Source organism: Rhizobium sp. K102 (genome assembly GCF_022385315.1).
Classification (GTDB): domain Bacteria; phylum Pseudomonadota; class Alphaproteobacteria; order Rhizobiales; family Rhizobiaceae; genus Rhizobium; species Rhizobium croatiense.
Window position 1 is genome coordinate 194,721 of the sequence record NZ_CP092437.1, and the last position, 22,165, is coordinate 216,885.

At 63.8% G+C, this 22,165-nt stretch carries 14 protein-coding genes and 2 pseudogenes; 12 read left to right on the forward strand and 4 right to left on the reverse strand.

What is annotated here, in order from left to right:
• Positions 1 to 27: 27 nt before the first annotated feature.
• The 4 genes and pseudogenes from MHI61_RS28410 to tssH form a co-directional block, all read right to left on the reverse strand.
• The gene (locus tag MHI61_RS28410) at positions 28 to 954 is read right to left on the reverse strand and encodes a hypothetical protein (protein ID WP_239793310.1); all 927 of its coding nucleotides are present in this window, start codon (positions 952 to 954) and stop codon (positions 28 to 30) included.
• Between the two features lie 10 nt (positions 955 to 964).
• Entirely contained in the window at positions 965 to 2,041 is a 1,077-nt protein-coding gene (locus tag MHI61_RS28415; protein ID WP_222138116.1) for a hypothetical protein, read from the reverse strand.
• Positions 2,042 to 2,192: 151 nt separating this feature from the next.
• Positions 2,193 to 2,670 (reverse strand): annotated as a pseudogene (locus MHI61_RS32840) (type VI secretion system tube protein Hcp).
• Between the two features lie 97 nt (positions 2,671 to 2,767).
• Positions 2,768 to 5,473 carry a type VI secretion system ATPase TssH gene (gene tssH / locus MHI61_RS28430; protein ID WP_239793311.1) on the reverse strand — a complete coding sequence of 902 codons (2,706 nt, stop codon included), beginning with the start codon at positions 5,471 to 5,473 and terminating at the stop codon, positions 2,768 to 2,770.
• Positions 5,474 to 5,704: 231 nt separating this feature from the next.
• Here tssH and tssA point away from each other — a divergent pair, with 231 nt between their 5' ends.
• The 12 genes and pseudogenes from tssA to tssM all read left to right on the forward strand — a co-directional run bounded on the left by tssA (position 5,705) and on the right by tssM (position 22,086).
• The gene (gene tssA / locus MHI61_RS28435) at positions 5,705 to 6,769 is read left to right on the forward strand and encodes a type VI secretion system protein TssA (protein ID WP_239793312.1); all 1,065 of its coding nucleotides are present in this window, start codon (positions 5,705 to 5,707) and stop codon (positions 6,767 to 6,769) included.
• Positions 6,770 to 6,850: 81 nt separating this feature from the next.
• On the forward strand, positions 6,851 to 7,375 hold the full coding sequence (gene tssB / locus MHI61_RS28440; RefSeq protein ID WP_064684020.1) for a type VI secretion system contractile sheath small subunit: 525 nt from the start codon (positions 6,851 to 6,853) through the stop codon (positions 7,373 to 7,375).
• 127 nt (positions 7,376 to 7,502) lie between these two features.
• Positions 7,503 to 8,985, forward strand: a pseudogene (gene tssC / locus MHI61_RS28445) (type VI secretion system contractile sheath large subunit).
• Between the two features lie 70 nt (positions 8,986 to 9,055).
• Entirely contained in the window at positions 9,056 to 10,444 is a 1,389-nt protein-coding gene (tssC, locus tag MHI61_RS28450; RefSeq protein WP_239793313.1) for a type VI secretion system contractile sheath large subunit, read from the forward strand.
• On the forward strand, positions 10,441 to 11,271 hold the full coding sequence (locus MHI61_RS28455; RefSeq protein WP_239793314.1) for a type VI secretion system accessory protein TagJ: 831 nt from the start codon (positions 10,441 to 10,443) through the stop codon (positions 11,269 to 11,271). The genes tssC (MHI61_RS28450) and MHI61_RS28455 overlap by 4 nt, the downstream gene beginning before the upstream one ends.
• On the forward strand, positions 11,264 to 11,773 hold the full coding sequence (gene tssE / locus MHI61_RS28460) for a type VI secretion system baseplate subunit TssE (protein ID WP_097581090.1): 510 nt from the start codon (positions 11,264 to 11,266) through the stop codon (positions 11,771 to 11,773). The genes MHI61_RS28455 and tssE overlap by 8 nt, the downstream gene beginning before the upstream one ends.
• The gene (tssF, locus tag MHI61_RS28465; protein WP_239793315.1) at positions 11,766 to 13,547 is read left to right on the forward strand and encodes a type VI secretion system baseplate subunit TssF; all 1,782 of its coding nucleotides are present in this window, start codon (positions 11,766 to 11,768) and stop codon (positions 13,545 to 13,547) included. The genes tssE and tssF overlap by 8 nt, the downstream gene beginning before the upstream one ends.
• Positions 13,548 to 13,567: 20 nt before the next feature.
• The gene (gene tssG / locus MHI61_RS28470; protein ID WP_239793316.1) at positions 13,568 to 14,569 is read left to right on the forward strand and encodes a type VI secretion system baseplate subunit TssG; all 1,002 of its coding nucleotides are present in this window, start codon (positions 13,568 to 13,570) and stop codon (positions 14,567 to 14,569) included.
• Positions 14,570 to 14,584: 15 nt separating this feature from the next.
• Positions 14,585 to 15,757, forward strand: a complete 1,173-nt coding sequence (locus tag MHI61_RS28475) for an FHA domain-containing protein (RefSeq protein ID WP_239793317.1) — start codon at positions 14,585 to 14,587, stop codon at positions 15,755 to 15,757.
• On the forward strand, positions 15,747 to 17,087 hold the full coding sequence (tssK, locus tag MHI61_RS28480) for a type VI secretion system baseplate subunit TssK (protein WP_239793318.1): 1,341 nt from the start codon (positions 15,747 to 15,749) through the stop codon (positions 17,085 to 17,087). The genes MHI61_RS28475 and tssK overlap by 11 nt, the downstream gene beginning before the upstream one ends.
• A complete protein-coding gene (gene tssL / locus MHI61_RS28485) occupies positions 17,084 to 18,613 on the forward strand; it encodes a type VI secretion system protein TssL, long form (protein ID WP_239793319.1) in 1,530 nt (509 codons plus the stop codon). Before tssK ends, tssL begins: the two co-directional genes overlap by 4 nt.
• Positions 18,610 to 22,086, forward strand: a complete 3,477-nt coding sequence (gene tssM / locus MHI61_RS28490) for a type VI secretion system membrane subunit TssM (RefSeq protein WP_239793320.1) — start codon at positions 18,610 to 18,612, stop codon at positions 22,084 to 22,086. The genes tssL and tssM overlap by 4 nt, the downstream gene beginning before the upstream one ends.
• Positions 22,087 to 22,165: the final 79 nt, after the last annotated feature.

Consider the following 22,165-nt stretch of genomic DNA (forward strand, 5'->3'; position numbering starts at 1 on the left):
GGTCACGTTCCGTATTGGAAAGCCGGATTACTGCTGCTGTTGCGGCCGGGGATGGGTCTTGAAATACTCCGCCAGCGCCTGGAAATATTGCCCCAGCATTTGGCTATTGGCCTGGTCGGACACGCGCATGTAACTTTCGACGAGCGCGTCGCGCTTGGCCTTTCCGCCTGAGCTCTCATAGAATTCCGTCAGCACCGACAGGTCTTCGGGCGGCAGGGTGGCCAGCACGAAGGTCAGCCGCGCCTTTTCGTCCGCCCGCGCCATGTCCTTGGGAAGCGGCTTTTCGTTTTCGCTTCTCGCACGCAGCGACGCGATCACGGCTTTCATCTCGGACTGCAGCTTGTCCTGCGAAACCGAGGCCAGTTTTCCGGCATCGGCGCTGGAAAGGGCCTCCAGGGACAGATACATGGCTTGCCAGGTGACGGCACTTTCCACGGCAAGGTCCGGGCCGGCCATCAGATCGGCAAGCGCTTTGATACCCGGACCTTTGTCAGGGTCGGCAAGGCGTGTTTCGATCTCCTTCGCGCCGGCCTGGTCCTGCGCCTGGTACATGCGCGCGACCTTTGACTGCCCCTCGTGCCATGCCGCGGCCGCTTTGGCGAAAGCCTTGGGATCCACGGCATCGCTGCCAGCTTCAGCGACGGCTTTCGAGATTTCGGCAAGCATGCCGTCGGCGTCGAAGGAAGACCGCGCAGCGGTCTCGAGCAGCGGCTGCGCATCCGAAGTGGGAACGCTCCGGTCGGCGGCAGCTTTGGCGACGCTTTCGACCGCGGCAGGCGTGGCGGAGAGGCGCGACGACACCGCTTCGATCTGCAGCAGGGATTGATCGGTCGAATCAGACGCGCCGACCATGGCGGCAGCGCTCGCGGCCATGACACCGACGATCGTCACCGCGGCCAGCGGCCATCGCATGCGCCCCAACAATCCTTGCTTGAGAAGACCGGTCAACAGCATCGGCACCGCCTTAGATCATCCTGACATCGGTGAGCTGCTTCGGCCGCGCATCGGCGGAAAGCCGGTTGATGATCTGTTCCGCCTTCACCATCTGGGCGCCGCTGGTTGGGTCGATAAACAGCTTTTCGACAGAATTCTGCTCCGGGTAGAAAGAGGAATTGCCGGTGAAACGGCTGAGCGTATTGATGCGTTCGCGGACGACCGATCCGATATTGTCGTATTCGATACGCTGACCGGGATCGTAGGGCTGGAAGGGCCGGCCCGTCAGGCGCGGCGAAATGGATTTCGGATAATCGGTTGCCGAGGGCAGCTGCGGGATGGCCTTCTTGCTGTATTCGATGTCGCGGCCGATGCCGCCAACGGTACCGCCGGTGGAAGGCGCATAGGTCACGAGCTTGTCGGAATCCAGAACCGCGCTCATGTAGAACAACAGCTCCATCTTCTGGGAGAGGCGGTTTTCGTCCACGCGCCGGCTTTCGGGCGGATTGCAGAATGGCGTCTGACCGACAAGATCGGCAAGCCTGGATTTGCCAGCTTCGCTGATCGTATTGTCCTGCTGCACACCCCTGATGAATTCGTGCACGCAGACGTGGTTGATGGCGATGAAATCGTCGATCCGCGTCTTGAAGTTGAGGGCAGTCGGCGCAGAGGCGACCGGCGCGCTGCTCGTCAGTTTTTCAGCAGCGCTGGTCACCTGCTTGTTGGCGAGCTTCTTGGCTTCGTCGAGGACGCCGCCGAGCGCAAACATCACCACCTTGTTGCTGGCGGCGGCATGCATGACGTTGAAGGTGCGGTTGAGATTGTTGTTGCAGATCACGCTCAACGCGGCGCGGCCGGCCAGCACGCGCACCGAAGTGGTCGCGAAGGCCGCCATCATGATGCTGCCCGTCAGAATCGAAGCGGAAAACACGAAGAGCTCGGCCAGCATGCGGTCGCGGGCTTCCTGGGCCTTTGTGGTTTTCTGAAAATTGTCGATGGCGAGATCGTAGGCCCTGACATAGGGACTGGAAACGTTCGCCTCCCATTGGGACTTGTACTTGGGGAGTTCTACCAGAATATCGTTCAAACGCTCAGTTGCAGCCGACACGATCATCTCCATTGTCAAAGCGCGAGGACGTCTCTCAACTCATCTGCGGAAACAGCATGTTTCAGCGCCTTCCCCAAGGCAGGGGGAAGATAGCCGGAAACATGGAGTTGCAGTGCCAGCCGCAAGGCCGGCACTGCCGATGTCGAGAGGCTTAAGCGGCCTTGGTGGTCGCCAGATCGTAAGACGCGATCATCGGCGACTGCGGCGAGTGCTTGTCGTCGTAAGGCGTGTACTTCACTTCCATCTTGGTGAAGTTCAGCTTGATCGTCTCAACCGGGCGGTCGCCGTTGGAATCGATCGAGTAGCTGGCGATCAGCGTGTTCTCGAGCGAATACTCGATATAGGTGTCGCCGGGATTGCCCGTGGTGACGAGATGGATGACCGAGCGCTTGCCGGTGCGGCCCGAGCAGGCCTCCTGGAAGAGCTTGGTCGACGAGGAGTTCGCTGACCTTGGTGAGGATCACTTCCGAAACGGTCGGCTCGGAAGCTTCGCGGTTGGCCGCAGAACCAGCGGAGGTGTTCATGTTGCGGGACACGTTCCAGTGGATGGCTTCGATGTCCATCCACTTGCGATGCTGCTCGTGAGTCGCATCACCCTGGATACCGTCGATCTGAAGATAAATCGGCATTCTGTAAGCTCTCCTATTGGCGGTTGAGTGCCTAGTTGCGTCTAAGGCGTAGTCGCCTTTCTTCGTCCTGCTCCCCGAGTGCGTTTGCGGCTCGGGGCTACTTCATCCGACAACCGGCTTTCCCCGGCGTGCCGAATTCCTGCGGGGCGGCCTCTTCGACATCGAGGTCGAAGCGTTGCCCATCGTAACCGATGGTGATCCCCGTAATTTTCTTCCCGGCCGCGACGGCATCGAGGAAAAACGTCGAAAGAACAGGCAGGAGGTCGCGCGCGATCATGACCTCGATGGCGCGGGCGCCCATCTCGCTGGTGCGGGCGCGCGAAATCAGCGCGTCGCGGGCTGCCGGCGACAATGAAAGAGTGGTCCCGTAAGTGGCGGCAACCCGCTCGCGGATACGGCCGATTTGGATATCGACAATGCCCGACAGCGTCTCCGGCCCGAGCGGCATGAAGGGCAGCACGGTCGTGCGGCCGAGGAAGGCCGGCTTGAAATGCTTCTGCAATTCCGGCAGCAGCATCGCTTCCAGCCCTTCCGCCTCCGGCATCGTCTCGGGATCGGCGGCAAGTGCTGCGATCATTTCCGAACCGGTATTGGCGGTCATGACGATGGTGGTGTTCTTGAAATCGATGTCCCGGCCTTCGCCGTCGCGCAGCGTTCCCTTGTCGAACACCTGGTAGAAGATTTCCTGAACGCCGGGATGGGCCTTGTCGATCTCGTCGAGCAACAGCACCCCATAGGGTCTGCGCCTCACCGCCTCGGTCAGCACGCCCCCTTCGCCGTAACCGACATAGCCGGGCGGCGAGCCGAGGAGCATGGAAATCTTATGCTCCTCCTTGAACTCGGACATGTTGATGGTCGTCAGGTAGCGGCTGCCGCCATAGAGCATGTCGGCCAGCGACAGCGCCGTTTCGGTCTTGCCGGTGCCGGACATGCCGACCAACAGGAAGACGGCCGGCGGCCGGCGCGGATCGGAAAGTCCGGCGCGCGAGGCCCGCATGGCCGAAGCGATGCGTTCGATCGCAGCGTCCTGGCCGAGCACCCTCTCCTTCAGGCGGGCATCGAGCGTCTTGACGGTTTCGATCTGGTCCGCCAACAGCTTGCCGACAGGAATTCCGGTCCAGCGGGCAACGATCGATGCAACGACCTCCTTGTCGACAACGCGCGGCAGCAGGGCCGTTTGATCCGCCACCGCCGCGAGTGTCCGTTCGGTCACGGCAAATGCGGCGCGCGCGGCTTCCGCCGTCATGGCCTGCGGCGGGAAAGGCGCGACATTCGTGCCGTCGCCGCCATTGTCCGCCGCCGCCAACGGGACGATGGCATCGTCCGGCGAGAAGAATTCCTCCAGCCGGTCGGCTTCCCGGACCAGCCGGTTTTCTTCCTCGAAACGCGACCGGAGCGCTTCGATCTCCGCAACGATCTCCTGCTGCTTGCCGGCGATTTCGCCAAGCCGGGCGGCCTTTTCCGGTGTCTCGGGTTCTCGCGCAAGCCAGTTCGCCTCGGTTTCCAGGAGATCGCGCTCGTCGGTAAGCTGTTTCAAAGCCTCCGGCCTCGTCTGGCGAGCCAGCGCCACGGCAGCGGCAGCCGTATCGATCAGGCTGATCGCCTTATCGGGAAGCTGCCGGTCCGGCAGGTATCGCGCCGAAAGGCGGACGGCGGCGACGATCGCCTCGTCGCGAATGCGCACCTTGTGATGGGTTTTCAGGCTTTGCGCCACGCCCCGCAGCATCCGGATTGCGGCCTCTTCGTCCGGCTCGCGGACATGCACGGTCTGGAAGCGGCGGGTAAGGGCCGCATCCTTCTCGATGAAGCGCTTGTATTCGCTCCAGGTCGTTGCCGCGATCGTCCTGAGTTCTCCGCGCGCCAAAGCCGGTTTCAGAATATTTGCGGCATCGCCTTGCCCTGCCTGTCCGCCGGCGCCGATCAGCCCGTGCGCCTCGTCAATGAACAGAATGATCGGCTCCGGCGACGTCTTTACCGCGTCAACCACGCCATGCAGGCGCCGTTCGAACTCGCCTTTGACGCCGGCGCCGGCCTGCAGAAGGCTCAGATCCAGCAGCAGCAGCTTCACATCCTTCAGCCGGGCCGGAACATTGCCGGCGGCGATCTCCAATGCGAGCGCTTCGGCCACCGCGGTCTTGCCGACACCCGCCTCGCCGACGAGGATCGGATTGTTCTGCCGACGGCGCGTCAGGATATCGATCAGCTGCCGCAACTCAGCGTCGCGGCCGATAACAGGATCGATGCGGCCCGCGCGGGCGTCCGCCGTCATTTCGTGCGTGTAGAGCCGCAGAAATTCATTGCCTGCCGATGTCGCGGTGGGCACGGAAAGCTGGTCCGACGGGCCAGCCGCCGCCTTCTCCAGCAATTTGTCGAGCATTGCCCGGTCGAGATTGCGTATCGAGGGGGCAATGCCGCGGACAACCACCCGCAATGCCGAATCGCCGGTCAGGGCGGCGAGCAGGTCGGCCAGCCGCACGACATTACGGCCGCACTGCAGCGATGCAACCAGGAAGGATTCCCGGCCAAGGGCCAGCAGGTTGGCGGAGAGCGCCAGCGCGGCGCCGGCCTCGCGCGGAATGTCGGCGATCGCCGCGTCCAGCTCCGTTCTCAGCATTTCAGAGGAGAGCTTGAGCTCTTCGAAAACGGCCGAAAACGCCGCAATATCAAGAAGGGAGCGAAGCCAGTGAGCGACATCCACGACAGCATGCTGATGGCGCACGGCGAGCGAAGCCGCTGTCTCAAGTCCGACACGTAAGTTGGGCTCAAGCGTTCTTATCAGACGATTGAGATCGATATTCGACATCCGCAAGTCCCGTTTATTCGACGAAATTCAGTGCGTCCTCGTGATGCGAAGCAACAACTAGGGCGCTCATAAACCCTTGTCCAGAAGAAAAAGGACTCTATTTTTAAAAATGAGCATTACAGTAGTCGTCATAAATTCGTCATCATCGGGAGATGGTTGACAAGCCAATACAAGCCGCACAAAATGCCGACCCCGTCGTAGTATGTTTAGAGTTTTGAGGTATTTAACAGCGTGAATGTTAGAGAAATCATAGATCCACTTGAACAAAATTATCCGTGCGGAGAAAACGTTCGGATCAATACTGCGTCACGTGAAATATACTATAGAATTAAAGACGCCAGAAACGCCGCACGTACAGCCGAACGTAGTATTTCACCAGGCGACGTTATTGCGCTTGCACCCGCGTGGCACGATGTTAGCAATCTTGGATTGCAAATCCTTTCTTCCCAGAGCAAGGACATAGAAGTATTGGCCTGGCTCGCCGAAGCGCAGCTGCGGCTGCGCGGCTTCTCAGGATTGCGCGACGTATATGTTGCAACCGCGTCGCTTTTAGACAAGCATTTCGACACTTTGCACTCGATCGGAGACAGCGATTTCGAGGAGCGGTTCGCTCCCTTTGCGGGTCTTAACGGCGTGGGCGGCGAAGGAACGCTTATTCAGGCTATTCGATTGACTTCGTTGATCCCGGACGGAAAATTCGCTCAGTTTTCGCTCTGGGATTTCCAGCTTTCGCAGCGGTCGAACGAAGCCGAGCGGCGCAAGGAATTGCAGCAGGCGGCGGGAGAAGCCGGTGTCGCACAGATGTCGGCCCATCTCAGGGTGGTGACAGAGTGCATCGCCGCTTTCGACCGCATGATCGAAATACTTGATCAACACTGCGGGGATCAGGCGCCGCCGAGCTCGAATACACGCAATGCTTTGCAGGAAGCGGCATCTGCAATCCGGATGCTCGCCGGCATCGAGGCTCCCTCGGCCATCGCCGAAACCCCTGCCTCGCAAGGCTCGGAGCCGCTGCCGGCAACCGATATCGGTGAGTCCGAGGCCGCCCGCGTGCGGGCCGTCGGCGCGGAGATGATTCGTTCACGCGACGAGGCCTTCGAACTGCTCGCTGCCGTTGCGCGCTATTTCCGTCGTACCGAACCCCATTCACCGATCTCCATGTCGATCGAGACCTTGGTGCGTCGCGGCCGCATGGATTTTTCCGAGCTTCTTGCCGAGCTCCTGCCTGAGCAGCACACGCGCAATGCAGTGCTGACGGCGGCCGGCATACAGCCCGCAACCGACAAGGGAGGCTAGCGGCCTGAGGTCGGGCTTGCCCGGCCGCAATCTGGAGCATCCGCAATTCGTAATCCGCCGATGAGACGAAGGAGAGCCTCGATGGCAAGTGTACATGAGAAACTGGAACGGGTTCGCAAGCCGCGGGTCCATATCAAATACGAAGTGGAAACCGAAGGCGCGATGGTGGTGAAGGAGCTGCCTTTTGTCGTCGGCGTGCTCGGCGACTTCTCCGGCAATCCCACCCAGCCGCTCAAGGCTTTCGGCGAGCGCAAGTTCGTCCAGATCGACCGCGACAATTTCGACGACGTCATGCGCCGCATGACGCCGGGCCTCACGCTTTCGGTCGAGAACACCCTGGAAAAGGACGGAACGGAGCTTCCGGTTTCGCTGAAATTCGAAAGCATGGCCGATTTTGAACCCGGCGCGGTCGTCGATCAGGTGCCGGCGCTGAAGGCCCTGCTCAACGCCCGCAACCAGCTGCGCGACCTGATGAGCAAGGCGGACCGCTCCGAGGAGCTCGAGCGCCTGCTCGAGGACATCCTGCAGAACAAGGCCGATCTCTCGCAGCTGGTGGCCCAGCTTGGCGGCGGCAAAGCCGGAGAGGCGAAGGACGTTCTCAACTGAGTGCCTGGGATCGCGGGCCGATCGCGGCCCGCGCGAATTCCTGAAGAGTCGTTGTCCGGCAGCGGCCCCTTTGAAGGGAACCCCTCACAGCCCGAGGGCCGCCGCTTTCGCAAAAAAGGATCGATAGATGACCGCCGAAACGCAATTGCAGACAAAGGAAGACGTAGGCTTCGCACCCGATGAGAACCTGCTCTCGAAGGTCGTTGCGGCAACCCGCCAGACCGAGCCCGACCGTGCGCAGGATCTTCTGCGCACCCTGACTGATCAAGCCCTGAAGGGCACCGTCACCTATGATCGTAACCTGACGATCACCTTGAACAACGCCATTGCCGAGATCGACAAGGCGATCTCGAGCCAGCTCGCGGCGATCATGCAGTCGCCGGAATTTACCAAGCTCGAAGGCGCCTGGCGCGGCCTGCATTATCTCGTCAAGAATACCGAGACCAGCGCCAACCTGAAGATCCGCGTGCTCAACGCCTCCAAGCGCGACGTCGCCAAGGATCTCGCCAAGGCCGTCGAATTCGACCAGTCCAGGCTCTTCAAGTCCGTCTACGAAGACGAGTTCGGCACACCAGGTGGCGAACCGATGGGCGCGCTGATCGGCGACTATGAATTCGACAATTCCTTCGACGACGTCCAGCTTCTGCAAGGCGTCTCGATGATCGCCGCCGCCGCCTTCGCCCCGTTCATCTCGGCGGCCAGCCCCCGCATGTTCGGCTTCGAGGATTTCCGCGAGCTGGCAAAACCGCGCGATCTGGAAAAGATCTTCGAGACGGTGGAATACGCCAAGTGGCGCAGCCTGCGCGACAGCGATGATTCCCGCTTCGTGACGCTCGCCATGCCGCGTGTGCTCGCCCGCATGCCCTACGGCCCGAAGACCAGCCCGATCGAGGAGTTCAACTTCGACGAGACCGGCGGCTCCAAGACCGGCGAACTGCCGCACGGCTCCTATTGCTGGATGAACGCGGCCTATGTGATGGGCACGCGGCTGACCGAAGCCTTCGCCAAGAATGGCTGGTGCACCGCCATCCGTGGCGCGGAAAACGGCGGCAAGGTCGAAGGCCTGCCGATGCACATCTTCTCCAGCGATGACGGCGATCTCGATCTGAAATGCCCGACGGAAGTCGGCATCACCGATCGCCGCGATGCCGAACTCGGCAAGCTCGGCTTCCTGCCGCTCTGCCACTACAAGAATACCGACTACGCGGTGTTCTTCGGGGCGCAGACGGCGCACAAGCCGAAGCTCTACGACCGGCCCGAGGCAACCGCCAACGCCGCCGTTTCAGCCCGCCTGCCCTATATGATGGCGACCTCGCGCTTTGCCCATTACCTCAAGGTCATGGGCCGCGACAAGATCGGCTCCTTCATGGAGGCGGAGGATTGCGAGGCCTGGCTCAATCGCTGGATCTCCAACTATGTCAACGCCAATGACGACGCCGGCGAGGAGTTCGCGGGCGAAATATCCGCTGCGCGAAGCAAAGGTTACCGTCCAGGAAATCCCCGGCAGGCCGGGCGCTTACAACGCCGTCGCCTGGATGCGTCCTTGGCTGCAGATGGAGGAATTGACGACCTCGCTGCGCATGGTCGCCCGGATTCCTTCGAAGAACTGATGAAATCAGAGCCCGGCGCGGCGGTTTTCCGCCGCGCCAAGCTCTTGCGAAACATTTGGTCAGGTCGACGATGGGTTCCAGCACTGAATGGCGGCGCCAGGCGGATCAGCTGATTACGCTGATCGACGAGGCGCTGAACAGGCAAGTCAATGCCATCCTCCACCATCCCGATTTTCAGGCGATGGAGGCGAGATGGCGTGGCCTTGCCATGCTCGTGCGCGAGGCAAGCCGCAGCGGCGAGGTGAAGGTGAAGCTTCTCAGCGTCAGCTGGCGTGAGCTCGCGCGCAGCATGGAGCGTGCCAGCGATTTCGACCAGAGCCACCTCTTCGAACTGATCTACAGCCGCGAGTTCGGCATGCCGGGCGGCGAGCCCTTCGGCCTGCTGGTCGGCGACTATCATCTGTCTCCGCGCGATCCCGTCGACGGCGATCCGGTCAGCACGCTGTCGCAGATCGGCATGGTGGCGGCTGCCGCCTTCTGCCCCTTCGTCGCGGGTGCGGCGCCGCTCTCGATCGGGCTGGAAGACTTTCACGAGCTGAACCGGGTCAACGACTTCTCCTGGCTTGCCACGGAGACGGACCGCATCCGCTGGAACGGTCTGCGCGCCCGAGAAGATTCGCGGTTCCTCGGGCTCGTCGCGCCGCGCATCCTGATGCGCTCGCCGCTTGCGCCGCATGCGCGCGATCGCAATGACGGCTTTCCCTTCCGCGAAAGCATTGCTGCCGACGGCAGTTCGCTGCTCTGGGGCAACGCCGCTTTCGCCTTTGCGACCGTCGTCATTCGCAATTTCATCGCATCCGGCTGGTTTGCGGAGATCCGCGGCGTCACGCAGGATGCCGTCGACGGCGGCCTGCTGAGTGCAGGCGAATTGCCGCCTTATGATTTCGGCACGGAGAGCAACGGGCTTTCCGCCCAGGCGCCAGTCGAAATCCAGCTGACCAGCAGCCAGGAGCAGCAGCTGTGCGACCTCGGCATCATCCCCGCCGCGACCACCTATCTCTCCTCTTCGGCGGTCTTCAATTCCAATCAGTCGCTCCATGCACCGCCGCATTATTCCAACGAGCATGCACGCCAGAACGCCCGCCTCGCCGCCATGCTGCAATATGTGCTCTGCGCCTCTCGCTTCGCGCATTATCTCAAGGTCATCATGCGCGACGAAATCGGCCAGCTCTCCGATGCGATCTCGATCGAGCGCAAGCTCATGGACTGGCTGACCGCCTATACGCTCGGCAATGACGATGCCGATATCACGCTGCGCACCCGTTTCCCGCTGCGCTCGGCCGGCATCGGCGTCGCCGAAATTCCGGGCAAGCCCGGCAGCTTCTCCTGTACCGTCCGGCTGCAGCCGCATTTCCAGCTCGATGACGTTGCCACCAGCTTCCACCTTATCGCCGAGACCGCAACCACGGGCCAGATTCTGAGCCGCCCGGTCGCCATACCCGAGAGGATGTCCGCATGACGCTTTCCGCCAGCATCGCCCGATCGCTCAGCGACAACGCCCTCGAGGACGCGCTCGAGGAGGTCAAGACGCATCTGAAGGGCAAACCATCGGATCAGGAGGCGCGGCATCTCTATATCGATCTTCTCGTTCTTGCCGGAGAATATGAGCGGGCGGACAATCAGTGCAGCCTTGCCGCCACCCTCTCCCCCGACGCGACGATGGGTTTCGCCTTGCTGCGCAACGAGCTTCGGGCGATGGCGGCGCGCGACGCCTGGTTTGCGAGCGGCGGCGTGCCGGAGTTTCCGCAGGGACCGAGCGAACTCGATAAGCTCGCCGTCCGCCTCGGCATCGCCCATCGTGATGGCGATGCCGAGGCGGCGATGACCGCGCTCGCTGCGCTCGACGAACTCAGAAGCGAGCGCCCGCTGATCTGGAACGACAGGGCGGTCTCCGATTTCCGCGACCTCGACGATCGCACGCCACACGCGCTCGAAGTCGTCATGACGGGCGGCGGCTATCTCTGGATCGACTTCGCCAAGATATCAGCCCTGTCGATCGAGCCGATTGCCCGGCCGCGAGATCTCGCCTTCCGTCGCGCCGAATTGACGCTGATCGACGGCGCAGCCGCGTCGGTGCTTCTGCCGGCGGTTTATCATGGCACCGGCAAGGATGCGGCGCTCAGGCTCGGACGCGAAACCGAATGGGTCGAGGAAGCGAGCGGCATCACCACCGGCCGCGGCCAGCGCTGCTTCCTCGCCGGCGACGAACTCGTCTCCTTCCATGACACCCAAAGTCTGGAGATCTTGCCGGCAAGCGCTGCCGGCAGGCAGGTCGCGCATGGTTGATCCGCTCGAACGCTACCGGCTGCGCGACCGCGTCCTGTCTCGCTCGATCCTCGACAGGCTGATCGATGAGGCCCCGGATCGCGCCGTCGATCCGCCGACGAGCTTCGTCGACCAGGTCCGCGAGGTCAGGGAGGCGATCCGCCGCGATCTCGAAGCGCTGCTCAATACGCGTCGCTGCCCGACAACGCCGCCGACGGCCCTTTCCGAATTGCGGGACGCCCTGGTGAGCTATGGCGTAGACGGGATCGTCTCGGCAAATTTGATGACCGACCAGGCGAAGCTCAAGCTCGCGGAAGCGATCGAGCGGCGGGTTGCGCTGTTCGAGACGCGGCTTGCCGATATCAGGGTGACGATCCTGAAAAGCCGGACGATGACGGAGCGGGCGTTGCGCATGCGCATCCAGGCGACCTTCCGTCTGCATGAGGGCATGCCGCCGATCAGCTTCGAATCGACCATCGATCCGTCGACCCAGCGTGTCCTCGTGGAGGCGGCGCATGGCTGAAGGTTTCCTGCACCGCTACAATGAGGAATTGCTGGCACTGCGGCGCCGGGCCGCGCGCTTTGCCGACGCTTTCCCCAAGATCGCCGGACGCCTGCGCATGACCGGCGACGTCGCCGACGACCCGCATGTGGAACGCCTGATCCAGAGTTTCGCCTATTCGGCGGCGCGCGTGCGTCAGAAGCTCGACGACGAATTTCCCGAACTGACCGATGGCCTGCTTGAAACGCTCTATCCGCATTATCTCGCACCCCTGCCCTCGATGAGCATCGTCAAGTTCCGCCCAAGCGACACGCTCGCCTCCGTCCAGACCGTGCCCCGCCACACGGAGGTGCTCGCCGAGCCGGTGAGAGGCGAGGCCTGCCGCTTCCGCACCACGCAGGACGTCGAGATGGCGCCGATCGAGATCGCGGGCGCTGTGCTTTCCGGCCAGCCGATCAATGCGCCGCTTTCGTCCTATGCCGGCGTTGCCGGCTGCCTCAAGCTCTCCATCCGCTCTCTCGATGCCCGCAAGCCCCTGGGCAGCCTCGGCCTGAGCCGGCTGCGCCTGCATATTCCCTCTGCCTGGCAGCAGGCCGTGGCGATCTACGAACTGCTTGCCAACCACACGCTCGGCATCGCGCTTGCCAAACATGCAGACGACCGTTCGCCGATCTTCCTGCCGGCAGGGAACCTGAAACCCGTCGGCTTCGAGCCGGAACAGGCCATGCTGCCCTATCCGGCGCCGAGCTTCATCGGCTACCGGCTGCTCACCGAATTTTTCGCTCTGCCGCGGAAATTTCTTTTTCTCGATATCGAAGGGCTCGAATCCTGGCGAGGGGAAACGCTGGAGCTCTTCGTTTACCTCAAGGAAAGCGACGCGAAGCTGGAGCGGGCGATTTCGGCCCGCGACTTCGCGCTCAACGCCACGCCTGTCATCAACCTGTTTCGCCAGGTCTGCGAGCCGATCGCCATCGATGGCACCCGCACGGAATACCGTCTCCTGCCGGATGCGCGGCGTCAGAAGACCCGCGAGATTTACTCGATCGACCGCGTGTTGCTGACCGGATCGCGCGGCCAGGAGGAATTCTGCCAGCCCTTCTTCGGACGATCGCAACGGGCAGGCGCGAGCGCGACCTACTGGCAGGCCTCTCGCCGTTTCGACGAAGACGACGGGACCAGCGATATGGATATCGCCTTCGTCGATCGGCAGCGCCGGTCGCCCGGTCCGGTCGACGCGGTGGCGAGCGTCGATACGCTCTGCCTCAACCGCGACCTGCCGGAACAGCTTCCCTTCGGCGGTGGCCACCCCTTGCTGCAGCTCGCCTCCGGCCACGAGGCGGTCGCAGGCGTCGAGGCGCTGATCCCGCCGACACCGTCAGTCAGAATGAACGATCAGGATGGCCGGAACTGGCGACTGATGTCGCATCTCCTCCTCAATCATCTGTCGCTGTTCGACAATGAGGGAGCCGCATTGAAGGACATCCTGTCGCTCTACGCCTTCCGCGATAGCCCCGAGACCAAGCAGTTCGCCGATGCGCTGGTCAGGATCAAGGCCGCCAATTCGACCGCCCGTCTCGGCAGTGGGGGCATGGTGCCCGGCACCGAGATCGCGCTGGAATTCGATCCGGCCGCCATCGACCGGCCGTCGGCCTTCCTGTTCGGCAACGTGCTCGACCGCTTCTTCAGCCTCTACACCTCGGTCAACAGCTTCACCCGGCTCACTGTCGGCATGAAGGGACAGTCGAGGCCGATCGCCCGCTGGCCGGCGCGCGCCGCCGAACGCCCGCTTCTCTGAGAAAGGACCGCCAGTCGATCATGGACATGCAAGGCGCCAGCAAGCCAGACGCGCTTACCGACCTGCTCGAACGCGACCCCGGCCGCTTCGAGCCGGTGACGGCGTTTCGTGTCGCGCAGGCGTCGGTAGGCGAAGGACGGCTTGACGTCGCCTCCCATGTCGGCGTCTCGCCGGCGCCGCTTGCGATCAGCGGATACAGGCGCAAGGCCGGCCGCGCCACCGTGCGCAGCGCGCTTGCCAGCCTCGTCGGTGCGCTCGGCTCCATGCCATCGGCCTATAACGAACTCGTCATGCGCGAGGAGCGCAACCGGTCGCGGGGCTTGGCGAGCTTTTTCGATCTGTTCGGCGCGCGCATGGCGGAGCTCTTCGCCGACGCCTGTGAGAAATACCGGATTGCGAGGCGCCTGCGCTGGGGTGGTGCTTCGGCAAGCAATGCCTTCGTCACGACGCTGCTCGCGCTCACCGGTTTCGGCACCAAGCGGCTCGTCGAAAAGAGCGGCGTCGACGAGGAGTTGATCCTGCGCTTTTCCGGTTTCTTCGCGACGCGCAACCGCAATACCGTCAATCTCCGCGCCATGCTGACCGAATTCAGCGGCCTGCCGGTGGAGATCGAACTGTTCCGCGGCCGCTGGCTGAGCATTCCGCCGGAAGAGCGCAGCCAGATGGGCCAGCAGCAGGGCGTGCAGCTCGGGGTCAACGCCACGGCCGGTGCGGCCGTCCACGATTTCAGCGGCGGCTTTCGCGTCGTCATCGGCCCGCTCGGTTATGCCGATTATCTCACGCTTGCGCCGGGCGGACGGGCCATCACCGAACTCTTCGCGCTCACTCGGCTCTATGTCGGCTCAGCGCTCGAATTCGACATACAGGTCGTGCTGAGGAAGGACGACGTTCCCTTCTGCCAACTCGGCCAGGCAGGTGATCCGCCACGTCTCGGCTGGAACAGTTGGGCGAGGGTCGCACCGGCGGCAAAGGACAGCGGCGATGCGATCATCGTCGAGCGCCTGTCGGCCGAGATGCGGTGAGGAGGCGAGGATGCGATGCGGCTCGAACTGAGAGAGATCACCAGCGACGCGGCGACAACGGCCGGCCGGCCGAAATGGTTCTTCGAACGCGGCCGGCGGACGCTTGGCCGGGCGCCCGATTGCGACTGGCAGCTGCCGGAGGACAGGCGCTCGATTTCGAAACTTCATTGCATCATCGAGCGCGACCGCGACGGCTTCCTGTTGCGCGACCAGAGCGCCAACGGCTCCCGCGTCGACGGCGTTGCCGTGCATGAAGGTCAAATCGCCCGGCTTTCCGACAGGTCGCGGCTGGAGATCGGCGGACTTGCTTTTTCCGTCCACATCTCCGGCGACAGGGATCGCGAGATCGAGGACCCCGATGCCGGGCTCGTCTTGAGCGACGAACCGTTGACCATTTCCGCGATCCTTGCCGACATCGCGCCGGGCGGCCATACCGCAAACGGCATTCTCGGTGAGCGCACGGCCGATGGTTGGAGCCTTTCCGAACAGACCGGCAAGAAAGGCGCGGCGTCATCCCGCAATGTCGAGATCGGCTGGAGCGGCCCCCCGGAGATTCGCACGATGACCCAGCTTCTGCCGGAAGACTGGAATTCGGAAGAGACCGAATATGGCAGTCATCTGGAACACGGCCCCGCCACCCATGTCGCAGTCCCTATCGCCCAGCGCCGGGCCGCGCCGCTGACCGACATCGTCAACGACAACGACCCGCAGCCCGAATCCGACGGTTTTCCGGCGCTGATCATCGGCCGGCCTGCAGCCCTCGCCGACAGGCTGGAGCCATTGCTCGGCCGGCTCGAGGAGGCTGTCGAAAGTGCCTATGGCGTCTTCGAGATGAATGCACCGCCCTCCGGCAGCCAGCCGGACTTGCCTGACAGGGAGGAGGCACTGCTTGCCCGCATCGAGACCCTGCTCGGCCAACAGCTCAAGCTCAATACCGCGCTCGGCGCCCTCGCCCAGGCGGCGGCCCAGCTGGAGCCGCGCAGCCTGGAAGCGCGTGTCGAGACGGGCGGCTGGCGTCGGGACCGGAACTACTGGCGGGCCTACCGGGCGCAATTCGAAAAAGACGGCAAAAGCCGGTCGATCCAAGACATTTTTCGCGATGCCATGATGGCCGCGATCAACGGCAGAGACACAGGGCCTCGTCCGCAAGACAGCCAGGAAGGACAAGACGCGCATCATGAGGAATGAGAACCGGGTGGCCTGGAGCGAGGGCATGTTCCTTCGCGTGCAGCATTTTCAGCAGGCGGACCGCTGGACCGAACGGCTCGTGCGAACCGCCACGCATGGGCTGGCGCCCTATCCCTGGGGGATATCTGAGATCGGCATCGACCGCGGCGCGCTGGCGATCGGGCAGTTCGCGCTGTCGAACCTGCGCGGCGTGTTGCCCGACGGGACGCCGTTCGAAGCGCCTGTCGATGCCGACCTGCCGCCGCCCCTCGATCTCGACGAGAACACCAAAAATGCGATCGTCTATCTAGCGCTTCCCGCCCGTCAGCCGGGCAAGGCCGATGTGGCATTGAACGGAGGCGCCGCGCGCAACAGCGTCCGGCTCGTCGCTTCGCCCTACGAAGCGCCCGACGCCAACGTCGAAACCGATTTCATGGCGCCGATCGATGTCGGCCGCCTCAGCCTGCGTTATCTCCGGACCGGCGACGAGCTTGCCGGCTATGAGTTGATCGGGCTTGCCCGCATCATCGAAGTCCGTTCCGACAGAGCTGTCATTCTCGATCCCGACTACATCCTGCCGAGCCTCAACTGCACGGCCGCCGGTCGGCTGAACGAATTGATCACCGAGCTTCTCGGCATCGTGCGCCACCGCGCCGAAGCGATCGCCGAACGGATCGGCGATCCCACCATCCGCGGCACGGCGGAGGTCGGCGATTACCTGCTCCTGCAGATCCTCAACCGCGCCGATCCGATGCTGAAGCATATCTCGGCCAATGCGACGCGCATCCACCCGATCGTCTTTTACGAGCACTGCATCCAGCTCGCCGGCGAACTCGCCACCTTCACGACCGAACGCAAGCGGGCGAGCGATTTCCCGCCCTACCGGCACGACGACCTGAAGGCGACCTTCGCCGCCGTCTTCGACGATTTGCGCGCGTCGCTTTCCTCGGTGCTCGAACAGGCCGCGGTCGCGATCGAGCTTGCCGAACGCCGGCATGGTGTCAGGATCGGCACGATCAACGACCGCACCCTGCTTCGCGATGCCGGCTTCGTGCTCGCGGTCCGCGCAGAGATGCCGGCCGAGGACGTGCGACGCAAGCTGCCGGCGCAGATCAAGGTCGGCCCGGTCGAGCGCATCGCCGACCTTGTCAACGTGGCGCTGCCGGGCATTCCCGTGCGGCCGCTGCCGGTGTTGCCGCGCCAGCTCCCCTATCGCTCCGGCACCATCTACTTCGAACTCGACACCAAGAATCCGCTCTGGAAACAACTCGACACCTCCGGCGCCATCGCCGTGCATCTCGCCGGCGATTTCCCCGGGCTCGAAATAGAACTGTGGGCCCTTAGAGAATGAAGAACGAACCCGCTTCCAACTGGCAAAGCCTGCCGACCATCGTCGAACTCACCGAGGATGGCGTGAAGAAAAAGCAATCCGCCCGCAAGATGGCGGAGATGCTGGACGACGTTCTCGATTTTCCCGAAGGCGAGAAGGCAACGGCATCGGCGGCAGCGCCCGTAACGGGCGGAGCATCGGTCGAAACGCTCGTCCGGGATTTCCGCTTCGGCGCCGAAGACGTGCCGACCCTGGTGCGCTCGGCCGCACCGCTGCTCAACCTCGCCCATGGCCTGCGCTACACGGAAGAGCAGCCCGATATCAATGAGCTGAGAGCCGTGGCGATTGCGGCTGTCGGCCGCTACGAGCGGGATCTCGCCAGCGCGCGCATCAGTCCCGAACGGGCGCGCGCCGCCCATTATGTCGTCTGCGCGACGGTCGACGACGTCGTGCTCAGCAAGGCCTGGGGCGTGCGCGCCGGCTGGGCGCGCTCCGGCCTCGTTTCCACCTTCCATATGGACGTGACCGGCGGCGAACGTGTGTTCGACCTGCTCGACCATTTCCACCAGAGCCCCGGCGCCAACAAGGACCTGCTGCTCCTCATCTATCTCTGCCTGTCGCTCGCCTTCGAAGGCCGCACCCGCGTTTCCGCGCGCGGCGCGCTGGAACTCGCCCGCATCCGCGACAGTCTCTATAAGACGCTGCTCGGCCAATACGGGGTCTTCGAGCGAGAGCTTTCCCCGCATTGGAAGGGCGTTTCCGCCCGGCACCAGCCGCTGCGCACCGCCGCCGCCCTTTGGACGTTGCTTTCCGTCCTGACGCTGATCCTGGCGTTCGGCTACCTGTTCTTCACGCTCTCGCTGAACCGCGCCTCCGACGGTACTTTCGAGCGTCTTGCCAAGCTGCCGCCGCGCGAGACGCCAAGTGTGCTGGTCAAGGTGCCGGAGCCGCCGCGCGACCCACCGCCTGTTGTCGTCGCACAAACGCCGCCGCCTCCGCCGCCGCAGGTGAAGCCGCCCAGCCGGCTCGACAATCTGCTCGCCTTCCTCCAGCCGGAGGTCGAGAAGAAACTCGTCACGCTGTCGGATTCGAACGGCAGGCTTTTGGTGCGCATCAGCAATTCCGGCCTGTTTGCCACCGGCAGCGCCGAGGTCAGCGAGAAGTTCCACGATCTCCTGCAGCGGATCGGCGGCGCGCTCGCCGCGGAGAAATTCCGCGCCGTCGTCGTGGGCTATACGGACAATGTGCCGATCCGCACCATCCAGTTCCCATCCAACTGGCACCTGTCGGAAGCCCGCGCCAAGGCGGTCGGCGAGATCCTGGCGTCGTTCACCGGGCCGGGCGCGATCCTGACCGAGGGACGCGCCGACAGCGATCCGATCGCCGGCAACGATACGCAGGAGGGCCGGGAGATGAACCGCCGCACCGAGATCCTGGTGCTGACCGATCCGAGCGAACGGCTGAGTGAGGCCGGGTTCAAGACACCGCCGATCGAGGCCGAAAGACCGAATGCACCGGCTGCCGCCGCGGGAGGCGCTTCGCGATGAATCCCTTAAGTTATTTCTACACGCTACGCTCCTATGTGGAGGCCTATGCCGGCCTTCTCGGCCGCCGCTTCATCTCGATCATCTGGGTGGCGGCGATCTGCGTCGTCATCTGGTTCTACGGCTATCTCGCCGCCTATGGCGACTTCAAGCCGCTGGCGAGCGCCTCGGCGCGGCTGACGCTGATCGGCATCGTGCTCGTTGCCTGGCTCGCTTACCTCCTCTTCACCGTGATCCGCGACCGCCGCCGCGACAAGCAGCTCGTCGAAGGGATCGAGCGCGACCCCGAGGCCGAAGCGGCGGCCAGCCAGCAGGCTGAGGTCAGCGAGATCCACGGCCGGCTGAAGGAGGCGTTGCAGCTCCTGCGCCGCATCACCAAGCGACGCTTCGGCTATATTTACGAGCTGCCCTGGTACGTGATCTTCGGCGCGCCGGGTTCCGGCAAGACGACGGCGCTTAGCAATTCCGGCCTCAAATTCCCGCTCGGCGATGCGCTCGGCAGCAATTCGATACAGGGCATCGGCGGCACGCGCCACTGCAATTGGTGGTTCACCGACGAGGCGATCCTCATCGATACCGCCGGCCGCTACACGACGCAGGACGATCTGAACGGCACCGCCAAGGCCGGCTGGGAAGGTTTTCTCGGCCTGTTGCGCAAATATCGCCGGTCGCAGCCGGTCAACGGCGCGCTGGTGACGCTGTCGATCGGCGATCTCTTGACCCGCGACGCCGAAGCGCAGCGCGAGGAAATCAGAGCGATCCGCCAGCGGCTGTCGGAGCTCGACGAACTCCTGCATGCGCGCGTGCCGGTCTATCTGCTCCTGACCAAGGCCGATCTCCTGACCGGCTTCGTCGAGTTCTTCGACGGCTTCAACAAGAGCGACCGCGAGCAGGTCTGGGGCACGACCTTCGGGCTCGACGAGAGCTACAAGGCGGTGAACCTCCCGGAACGCTTCATGGAGGAATTCACCCTGCTCCAGCAGCGCGTCGACGCCATGTTGATCGAACGCCTGCAGCAGGAGCCCAATCCAGAGCTGCGCGGCCGCATCTTCCGCTTCCCGGCCGAGCTCGTCTCTTTGAAAGAGCGCCTGCAGGAGGTCGTGACCGAGCTTTGCTCCGGGTCGAAACTGGTGGAAGCGCCGCTCTTACGCGGCATCTATTTCGCCTCCGGCACGCAGAGAGACGAGACGGTTGCCGTTCCCCGGACGCGGCGCAGCTATTTTCTCTCGCGCCTCTTCAAGGAGGTGATCTTCGGCGAGGCCTCGCTGGTCGCGCGTGACAAGCGGCTTTCCGGCCGGCAGCTGCTGTTCCGCCGGGCTGCCTACGCCGCTGCTGTGCTGCTGCTTGCCGTTGTGCTGACGAGCTGGACAGCCACCTACATCCAGAACACCACGGCGCTCGCCGCAGCCGAAAGGCGCATCGATGCCTATGAGCAGCTGGCGCGCGGCGTGCCGGTGCGCGACGTTTCGGATGCCGACTTCCTGCGCATCCTGCCGGCACTCGACAATCTCGCCGCCGTCAGCACCGATTTTTCCAAGACCCGCGTCTGGCCGGTGAGCCTCGGCCTCGACCAGGAGGGCAAGGTCGCGAGCCGCCAGCGCGAAGCCTATCAGCGGGCGCTGAACACGCTGCTCCTGCCCCGCATGCTGGTGCAGCTCCAGAAGGAGATGACCGAGACCACCGACGTCACCCGGACCTTCGACGCGCTGAAACTCTACGGCATGCTTGGCGGGCTCGGCCCGATGAGTGTGGATTTCGCCTCCCTGGAAGCGGAAGACATGTTTACCAGGCTCTATCCCGACGAAGGCCGTGCCGCGGCGCGTAACGCGCTGATCACCCATGCGGGAGCCATGGCGCGCGGCGTGCTGCCGCCGATCGAGCTCGACAAGACGCTGATCGCCAAGGCGCGCGACGTCATCCGCTCGCAGAACATCGCCAGCCGCGCCTATGAGATCCTGGCGGAATACCGCGCCTCCCGCGCCCTTCCCGGCTGGAGCCCGGCCGGCGCGCTCGGTCCGCTCGGCGAACAGGCATTCGAGCGGACCTCCAAGGCGCCGCTTGGCGAGAGCATCCCCGGCCTTTTTTCCGCGACCGGCTACCGCACCGTCGTTCTGCCCGAGATCAGCGAGGCCGCGCGCGAGGCACTCGACGAGCAGTGGGTTCGCGGCGTCCCCAATCCCGCCGGCGTCACGGTCGACACTGTCGCCCAGGCCACACTTCAGCTCTACTTCGACAGGTTCGATCAACGCTGGTCGACGCTGTTGACCGATATCAGGGTCAAGCCCTCGCAGACGATCAGCGACGCGGCGGAGACCACCCGCATCCTGGCCGGCAAGCCCGGCCCCGTCGAGGCGATCGCGAACTCGATCGCCGCCGCCACCGATCTGCGCGGCCCCGGCGCCGAGATCGCCTCGGCTGCCGGTGACAGTTTGACCGACTCAACCACGGCGCTGAGCAGCGCCGCCAATGCGCCCGACCCCTTCGGCAATCTGCGAGAGGCGTTGAAGGCGCCAGCCGGTCAGTCGCCGCTTCCCGACCAATCGAAGGAGGCGCCGCGCTCGGAGATCGGGCAGCTGGAACCGATCCTGCAGAGGGTACAGGAGCAGCTTTCGCGGGCGACGACCTCCACCGCCGAAGTGGCGAAAGTCTTCGACGTCGACAGCCAGCTGACCGATGCCAACCAGGACTTGCTGCAACAGGCCCGCAAGCTGCCGGCGCCGGTCGATACATGGATGGCAGGGCTCGCCGCCGATGTCGGATCGCTGGCGGTCAAATCCGCCCGTTCGCGCATCACCGACGCCTGGGCCGCAGAGGGGGCCGGCTTCTGCTCGAACGTCGTCGCCGGCCGTTATCCCTTCGATCGCAAATCCCCGCGCGACGTGGCGATGAGCGACTTTGTCAGGCTGTTCGGACCCGAGGGACTGTTCAAGACCTTCTTCAAGGAGAAGCTGGAAGCCTTCGTCGATACAAGCGCTTCGCCATGGGGCTGGAAGGGCACCTTCGGCGCGGCGAGCATTCCGAGCGCGGCGATCGCCCAGTTCGAGAACGCCGACAAGATCAACCGCGCCTTCTTCCCGGCCGGCAGCGAGAACCCGTCGATCACGATCAACATCAAGCCGGTGTCGCTGACCGATGCCGCCAGCGCGGTGATGCTGGAGATCGAAGGCGAACGCGTCGTCTATTTCCACGGGCCGATCCAGTCGAAATCGATCACCTGGCCGTCGACGGAAGCGAGCAACGCCTCGCGCATCGCCTTCCAGCCGGGCGGCTGGCAACAGGCCTTGACGGAGAACGGCGACTGGTCGCCCTTCCGGCTGTTCGACGATGCCAGCGTCACCATACAGGGCGACGATCTCTTCCGGGCAAAATTCCAGCAGGACGGCCGGGCAGCGGAGTTCGACGTACAGTTCGGTTCGGTGCTCAACCCATTCCGGCTGGAGGCGCTTGGCGCCTTCTCATGCCCGGCGCAGTTCTGAGCGGGCTGACATGAACGAGCGCGCCACCCTCGAGCGAAACCCTGCTGAAACCGACAGGATCGGCTTCTACGGCAAGCTG

What these genes read in the sequence shown, in the direction of transcription:
- MHI61_RS28410 (WP_239793310.1), bottom strand. Translation starts at nt 954, where the DNA reads ATGCTGTTGACCGGTCTTCTCAAGCAAGGATTGTTGGGGCGCATGCGA.
- tssH (WP_239793311.1), bottom strand. Translation starts at nt 5,473, where the DNA reads ATGTCGAATATCGATCTCAATCGTCTGATAAGAACGCTTGAGCCCAAC.
- tssB (WP_064684020.1), top strand. Translation starts at nt 6,851, where the DNA reads ATGGCAAGTGTACATGAGAAACTGGAACGGGTTCGCAAGCCGCGGGTC.
- tssC (WP_239793313.1), top strand. Translation starts at nt 9,056, where the DNA reads ATGGGTTCCAGCACTGAATGGCGGCGCCAGGCGGATCAGCTGATTACG.
- MHI61_RS28455 (WP_239793314.1), top strand. Translation starts at nt 10,441, where the DNA reads ATGACGCTTTCCGCCAGCATCGCCCGATCGCTCAGCGACAACGCCCTC.
- tssE (WP_097581090.1), top strand. Translation starts at nt 11,264, where the DNA reads ATGGTTGATCCGCTCGAACGCTACCGGCTGCGCGACCGCGTCCTGTCT.
- tssF (WP_239793315.1), top strand. Translation starts at nt 11,766, where the DNA reads ATGGCTGAAGGTTTCCTGCACCGCTACAATGAGGAATTGCTGGCACTG.
- tssG (WP_239793316.1), top strand. Translation starts at nt 13,568, where the DNA reads ATGGACATGCAAGGCGCCAGCAAGCCAGACGCGCTTACCGACCTGCTC.
- MHI61_RS28475 (WP_239793317.1), top strand. Translation starts at nt 14,585, where the DNA reads ATGCGGCTCGAACTGAGAGAGATCACCAGCGACGCGGCGACAACGGCC.
- tssK (WP_239793318.1), top strand. Translation starts at nt 15,747, where the DNA reads ATGAGGAATGAGAACCGGGTGGCCTGGAGCGAGGGCATGTTCCTTCGC.
- tssL (WP_239793319.1), top strand. Translation starts at nt 17,084, where the DNA reads ATGAAGAACGAACCCGCTTCCAACTGGCAAAGCCTGCCGACCATCGTC.
- tssM (WP_239793320.1), top strand. Translation starts at nt 18,610, where the DNA reads ATGAATCCCTTAAGTTATTTCTACACGCTACGCTCCTATGTGGAGGCC.